The following is a 6,778-nucleotide window of genomic DNA, read 5'->3' on the forward strand; positions in this document are numbered from 1 at the left end:
CGTCTCTTTGTCCCTTCTCGTTTTCGTGGGCGGCCACGTCTGTGAAGAGCGCGATAGGCAACGCTGAGCGTTTTGATGCGCCCGGAGCTGTGCACCTGGCTCAGCGCCGGACCGAACCCACGGCACTGATGGCGTGCTCGCTCGAGCTCGTGCTCAGGCGCAGGCGCTTGCCCAGCTCACGCCACCAGGTATAGGAGGGGCTATCCAGGCGCTTGACCTGCTCGAGGTCGGCCTCTTTGCGCCAGAGCTTGACCCGCTGCAAAAACAGGTTCAGGAAGAGGTCGCGGTATTCCGCGCTGGTTCTGTCCATGTGAAAGTGGAAGCGCACCCCCCGGTGCTGCGAAAAGGTGATGAGCATGGGCACCCCCTCGGGGCCTTCCACCGGAATTTCCACCACGCTATCGGTGAAGGTCGAGGCGGTAAACTCGTACTCTTCTTGAATCATGCCGAGCTCGAGCAAAATCAGGGCAAACACCCGCATCTCGAGGCCGTTGATCTCGCGGTAGATGCGGTCGAAGAGGTCGTAGGTGGAGCTGTAGTGAAACTGCTCGCCCGGCGCCTGGGCCCACCACATCGCGTACTGCCCTTTGGGCGCGGAGAGCGCGGCCTGGATGTAAAGCCGATCTCGGCGGGTGACTGGCTCCAGGTTCTCCGGGTAGATGGACAGCAAATCGTCGGTGCTGTAAAAAACCGGACGGATGCGCCCCCACTTCTGGGCCAGCTCGTGCACCGCCACATAGTGAGCGGCTGCTTTTTCGTCGGCAATGGGGTAGAAAAACAGGTCGTACTCCCCGTCTTCGGCCCGCACCCGCAGGGGAATCTCCAGCACCCCCTCGCGGGTCAGGCGCAGCACATCGGCCTCCAGCACCTGGATGCCCGACCTGCGAAAAACGGTCTCCACCGTGGTTGCAAACATCAAATGGCTGGCTGCCCTGACCTCGGGAGCGTTGCTTGGAATCAGGCCCTCGATGTGAACCTTGGGCCAGTGGGCTGGGGCGTTGGTGAAAAGTTCATGCATAAGAATCCAACCAGCGGTCAAGCTATCCAAGTCCCAGGGTAGCGGGGTTTTTGGGAGCACCTTGTGATATATAGGCCGTATCGGCGTTACGTGATGCAGGAGCCCCCGTGCGGCATGGTCTGGTGGCCCAAGCAGGGTATTCTTCCACCGACCCCCAATGGCTCAAGTCGGGTTTTGCGGGAGGTAGGGCGGGCTCGAGGCGCCCATCCAAAAACCAGGTGTTCGGCCCGCTACAAGCAGAGCTGGCAGCAGACTGGCGCGTGCGCCGGTGGCATACTGAATCGCGTGGCCAGGCTTCAACTGTTCTCGGCCCTGGTATTGCTGGGTTTGGGGCTGGTAGTGTGGTGGGCGATGAGCCAAGCTGCCGAAAAACGCCTGAACCCCAGCAAGCGCCACTGGGAAAGCTTTGTGGCCCGCCAGGTGGCGGAGCAAACCGCCGAACACGCCTACCCGCTGCGGCGAGCGCTGGACTTTAGCCCCTTCGAGGCGGCGCTAGGGCTCGAAGCACCCCTGCTCGAGCGCCTGGAAACCCTGACCCAGCAAGCCACCATTCAGGAGCTTCAGGCCGAGATGCAGGCCGGACGCCTGACCTCCGAGCAGCTCACGCTTTTCTACCTGGGGCGCATCCAGCGCTACAACGACCGCCTGCGGGCTTATCTGGAGCTGAACCCGGCGGCCCTCGAGGAAGCCCGCGCCCGCGACACAGAGCGCCGGCAAGGGAAGCTGCGCGGGCCGCTGCACGGCATCCCCCTCAGCCTCAAGGACAATATCTCCACCCAGGGCCCCCTGCACACCACCGCCGGGGCCGCGGTGCTGGCCCGGCACATCGCCGACCAGGATGCCTTCATCGTGCAGAAGTTGCGGGCCGCCGGGGCGGTGATTCTGGGCAAGAACAACCTCTCGGAGTGGGCCAATTTCATGACCAGCAGTTCGATCAACGGCTACAGTACGCTGGGCGGCCACACCCGCAACCCCTACGGCCCCTTCGACGTGGGGGGCAGCAGCAGCGGCACAGCCTCGGCGGTCGCGGCCAATCTGGCCGTGGCCGGCATCGGCACCGAGACCTCGGGCTCGCTCATCTACCCCGCCGCCCAGAACAGCCTGTTCACCCTAAAGCCCACCCTGGGCCTGGTCAGCCGCGACCGCATCATCCCCATCACCGCCGCCCAGGATACCGCCGGCCCCATGACCAAAAACGCCCCCGACCTGGCCCTGCTGATGTCGGTCCTCAGCGGCCCCGACCCCACCGACCCCGCCACCCAGATTGCGCAGGGGTTTGTCTTTCCCTACCCCCCACCCCCGGTCTCCTACCCCCTGCGGGTCGGCTGGGTACAGCACATCCAGCGCAAGGGCGACGCGGAAGCCCTGGCCAGGGTAGCCCGGGCGCTGGAGGCCCTGGGCGCAGAAGTGGTGGAGGTGCCCTTTCCGGAAAGCCCCATCGAGATGATGCCGGTGCTGCACGCGGGCATGCGGCGAGACCTGGCCCTGTATCTGCAAACCACCCGCGCCGCCATTCGGGGTCTGGAGGAGGTGATTGCGTACAACCGCCAGCACCCCGAGGCCATGCTGTATGGGCAGGATTTACTCGAGGCCTCGCTTTCGTATCCGCTCTCCGAGGCCGATTACCAGGCCTATGTAGTTAAGAACCGCCGGCAGGGCCGCGAACACCTGCTGGGGGTGATGCAAGAGTACCGGGTAGATTTGCTGCTGACGGTGAGCAACAGCCTGAGCGTGCTCACCTCCACCTCGGGCTTCCCGGTGGTCAACCTGCCCGCTGGCTACCGCGAGAGCGGTGAGCCGGTCGGTGCTTCGCTGGTGGGGAAGCCCCTGCAAGACCCCCTGCTCATCGGCCTGGCCCAGGCCGTATCGGAGCAACTTAACCTTCGCAGGCCGCCTCTGCTGCGCTAGCCATGGACATTCCCCTGCCGGTCTACCTCATTGGGCTGCGCGGCCTGCTTAATCTGCTCGCACTGCTCCTGATTGGGGCCTCGCTGCTTCTCAACTTGCCCCTGCTGGTGCGGGAGCCTGCACCGGGGCAGCTGCGCTTTTTCAAGTTCACGGCGGGGTTTGCGGTGGTAGCCGTGGTGGTGGAGCTGCTGGTGCGAACCCTCTTCATGGGCGGGGTGAACTGGCTCCATGCCGTTTACGGCCTCCTGGCGGCCAGCATTTTGTGGTTTGTGAGCGGCCTGGAGCCGGGGGGTTGGTTTCGCAAAAGCCTGGAGAAGGCGCCCGAGCAGGTGGGGCCCTATTTCTTCTGGGCCAGTCTGGTCTGCCTGCTGCTGTGGTGGCGCTTTATCGAGACGGGGATTGCTCGAGGCCCCTAGCTTGCAGCTCTTGGTGAATCTTTTGGGCGATTCGCCGGGCCGCCCCCGGCTCGCCCATGGCGGCCCGTCCGGCCCGCCGGGCCTGCGCTCGCAGTTCGGGCGAGTCCCAGAAGCGCCGAACGCCCTGGGCAATGGCCTCAGGGTGGGGCGGCACCAGCATCAGCGCCTCGCCCAGCAGGCGCTTTTGCTGCTCGGCAAAGGCCTGGGTGTACTGGGGCCCCAAGGTGGGAAAGCCCACCAGCGGCACCCCGTAGCCGGCGGCCTGTTCGGCGGCGGTTCCGCTGGTGGAAATAGCGACCCCCGCCCCCAGCAAAGTGGCTTTGAAAGCCCCCTGGGTCAGGTACACGGCGGTTCCGTCCGGGTGGCTCAGGCAGTGGGTGACGCCCTCGGCCAGGCCGGTGGTCTCGAGCCGCCAGCCCGGGGCATAGAGGGGTTCTATGGGCAGGCCGGCCCAGGCCACCACCGGCGTGAGGCCCAGGCCGCCCAGCAGCCGAACCGCCTCGAGCATCCGGGGCAGGCTCTGGTAGGCATCGCTGCGCGACCCCGGCAACAGCAGCAGGTAGGGGGGCGCTGGCTCCAGCGGAACCCCCTCCAGAGCATCGAGCATGGGGTTGCCCAGGTAGCAGGCCTGGGGAACCCCGCGGGCCTTCAGCCACTGCTCGCCCTCCGGCTCGCGCGGGTAAACCCCTACCGCCCGGCGCATCAGGAAGCGCTCGAGGGCGCTATAGGGCCGGCTCCAGCCCCGCCTTTCCCAGGCCCGCAGCGAGGAGCGGCACTGCATCAGAAAAAGCGGGGGCCGACCCATAAAATGCCCCACCAGCAGGGCATACACATCCCCCACCACCAGCGTCGCCACGGCCTCGCGGGCGGCTTCCCGCACGGCGCGGTAGTGCGCCAGGCTCATCGAGACCCAGCCAGCCCTGAGGTCGGCCCAGAAGGCCTTTGGGCTTTGCAGGGCGAAGCCCCCCGAGGGCATCTCGCGGCGGGGGCCCCGCACGCAGAAGCCTGCCTTTTCGTAGGGCTGGCCCCGGCCCACCAGCGGTACGGCTTGTATGGCGTAGCCCAGCGCCCGGAGTTCCTGGGCCAGCGCCGCGCCGATGAGATCCTCGCCGTGGCCGTTGGAAACTACAAGAACGGGCTTCATCCTCGGGTGAAGCGGACGAGCCGCTCCAGCATCTCAAGCCCCGCCCCGGCGTCCATCAGGCTCTGGGCCAGCGCCACCCCCTCGGCCAGGCTCTGGGCCTTGCCCGCCAGGTAGAAAGCGGCCCCTGCATTGAGGGCCACCGCATCCCGCTTGGGCCCCCGCTCCTGCCCGCTCAAAATGGCCCGGGCGGTTTGGGCGTTGTCCTCAGGCGTTCCACCCCGGATGGTCTCGTGGGGCGCCGAAGCAAGCCCCACCTCTTCCGGGCAGAGGGTGTAACGCCGGATCTGCCCCGCAGAAAGCTCGACCACCTGGTTCTGGCCCAGCACCAGCTCGTCCACCCCCTCGCCGTGCACCACCAAAGCCCGCTCAGAGCCCAAGCTGTGCAGCACCTGGGCAAAGGGCTCAAGCAGCGCCGGGCTGCTCACCCCGACCAGGTTCAGGGTGGCGAAGGCGGGGTTGGTCAGCGGCCCCAGCAGGTTGAACACCGTACGCACCCCCAGCTCGGCCCGCACCGGGGCCACGTAGCGCATGGCCGGGTGATGGCTGCGGGCAAACAAAAACCCCAGCCCCAGCGTATCAATGGCCTCGGCCACCTTCTCCACCGGAAGGTCTATCCTCACCCCCAGGGCCTCGAGCAGGTCAAAGGAGCCCGACTTGGACGAGGCCGCCCGGTTGCCGTGTTTAGCGACAGCCACGCCTCCGGCGGCCACCACGAAGCAGGTGGTGGTGGAGATATTGAAAGCATCGGGCGCCACCCCCCCGGTTCCGACAATATCGAGCAGCGGCCTGCGCCGGGTCTCGACCCGCACCGCAGCCTCGCGCATACCGGCGGCAAAACCGGCAATTTCTTCAGGGGTCTCACCCCGCGTACGCAAGGCCATCAGCACGCCGGCGGTCTGCACCGGGGTCAGCTCACCGGCCATGATGCGCCTCATCAGGGCGTGGGCCTCAGCTTGCGATAAAGGTTCGGCCAACAGGGCTTTTCTGAGCTCGTCCACACTGCCTCCCATGTTACGGGGGGGTAGCCTGGTCTGACAAACCACCGGACTCCGGTTCTGTGGGCATCCGCCAGCCGCGCCCAAGGCCCCGCCAGAGGGCCCCCACTTTGTCCCAGCGGCGGCGCAGGCTGTACTCGGCCAGCCAGAAGAGGCCATAGCCCGCCACCGCTAAAGCCGGCCAGCGGGCGTGCTTTCGGAAGAGGCGCACGTTGTAGGCGGCGAAGAGTTCGTCGGATTGGAGGCTGCTCTCCCAGGAAGCGCCGCCCCGGTGCCACACCCGGGCCTCTGCGGCTACCCCCAGGCGGAAGCCCGCCCGCTTCAGGCGCAGGCCAAAGTCGCAGTCCTCGCCGTACATGAAAAAGCCCTCGTCCAAGAGCCCCACCCGCTCCAGCGCCACCCGCCGGATGAGCAGGCTGGCCCCGCTGATGTAGGAGAGGCGGGGGAGGTCTTGGGAGCGGGTCAGCAGGCGGATCAGGCCCCAGGGCAGCACCACCTCGCCCCCGCCCCAGGCCTGCACCTCTTGGGGGCGCTCCATCTCGTAGAGCACGGCCCCCACCGCGCCCAGCTTGGGGTCGCGCTCGGCCAGGCGCACCATGGCCGATAGCGCCCCGGGGTCGGGCCGGGTGTCGGGGTTCAGCAGCCAGACGTAGTCGGCCCCCTCGGCCAGGGCCCGCCGGAGGCCCTGGTTGTTGCCCCCGGCAAAGCCCAGGTTTTGGGGCAGGGGCAGCAGCTCGAGGCCCGGAAAAGCCTCGCGCAGCCGCTCTACCGAGTCGTTGGGCGAGGCGTTGTCCAGCACCAGCAGGCGGAAGCGGGGGTAGTCGAGGCGCTTCAGGGCCTCCAGGCAGGCCGCCGTCTCCCACCAGGCGCGGTAGTTGAGGACGATTATGTAGACGAGCGGGGGGTTCATCCGGGTGCTCCCTCGAGCAGCCCCCGGGTGTAGGCGGCCTCGAGCAAAAAGCGGTAGCGCCCAGAGGCCCCCGGGGCTTCCTCCCAGGCCCGCTCGCGCAGGAGCTGCTCGGCTCTAGCCCAGGGGTAGGCCAGGCGCTTATACGCCCGGGAAAGGGGATGCACCCCGGTCCAGAGGGCCACCAGCGGGTGGGGGTGCAGGCGGTAGAAGCGCCAGGCCATCCGTCCCATGCTCTCCTGCTTGGCCAGGGCGGCCTCTAGGCCCACCCGGTCCTCGTGGGCCGCCCGGGCCTTCCGGGCCAGCCGGGGCCGCACCCCCTTGCGCCAGAGCCGCCAGCCCAGCTCGTGCTCCTCCCAGCCGTAGCCGGCAAAGGGAGCAAAGGCCTCG

The 6,778-nt window shown here is 67.4% G+C and carries 7 protein-coding genes; 2 read left to right on the forward strand and 5 right to left on the reverse strand.

Features of this window, described 5'->3' with window-relative positions; genetic code table 11:
• Window positions 1-100 precede the first annotated feature (100 nt).
• Complete coding sequence (locus NZN28_RS13480) at window positions 101-1,018, reverse strand: hypothetical protein (RefSeq protein WP_295398994.1); 918 nt, start codon at window positions 1,016-1,018, stop codon at window positions 101-103.
• Window positions 1,019-1,369: 351 nt separating this feature from the next.
• Here NZN28_RS13480 and NZN28_RS13485 point away from each other — a divergent pair, with 351 nt between their 5' ends.
• A complete protein-coding gene (locus NZN28_RS13485) occupies window positions 1,370-2,926 on the forward strand; it encodes an amidase family protein (RefSeq protein ID WP_295398997.1) in 1,557 nt (518 codons plus the stop codon).
• Between the two features lie 2 nt (window positions 2,927-2,928).
• On the forward strand, window positions 2,929-3,342 hold the full coding sequence (locus NZN28_RS13490) for a hypothetical protein (protein ID WP_295398999.1): 414 nt from the start codon (window positions 2,929-2,931) through the stop codon (window positions 3,340-3,342).
• Here NZN28_RS13490 and NZN28_RS13495 read toward each other — a convergent pair.
• The 4 genes from NZN28_RS13495 to NZN28_RS13510 form a co-directional block, all read right to left on the reverse strand.
• Window positions 3,311-4,486: a lipid-A-disaccharide synthase-related protein gene (locus NZN28_RS13495; RefSeq protein WP_295399000.1), complete on the reverse strand. Its 1,176-nt coding sequence runs from the start codon at window positions 4,484-4,486 to the stop codon at window positions 3,311-3,313. The genes NZN28_RS13490 and NZN28_RS13495 overlap by 32 nt on opposite strands.
• A complete protein-coding gene (gene trpD, locus NZN28_RS13500) occupies window positions 4,483-5,484 on the reverse strand; it encodes an anthranilate phosphoribosyltransferase (protein ID WP_295399003.1) in 1,002 nt (333 codons plus the stop codon). The genes NZN28_RS13495 and trpD overlap by 4 nt, the downstream gene beginning before the upstream one ends.
• Window positions 5,485-5,497: 13 nt before the next feature.
• Complete coding sequence (locus NZN28_RS13505; protein ID WP_295399005.1) at window positions 5,498-6,391, reverse strand: glycosyltransferase family 2 protein; 894 nt, start codon at window positions 6,389-6,391, stop codon at window positions 5,498-5,500.
• On the reverse strand, window positions 6,388-6,778 hold a 391-nt coding region (locus NZN28_RS13510), incomplete at its 5' end, for a glycosyltransferase family 2 protein (RefSeq protein ID WP_367275839.1). The genes NZN28_RS13510 and NZN28_RS13505, both read right to left, overlap by 4 nt.

Origin of the sequence: Meiothermus sp., assembly GCF_025056915.1 — a bacterium.
Taxonomy (GTDB): domain Bacteria; phylum Deinococcota; class Deinococci; order Deinococcales; family Thermaceae; genus Meiothermus.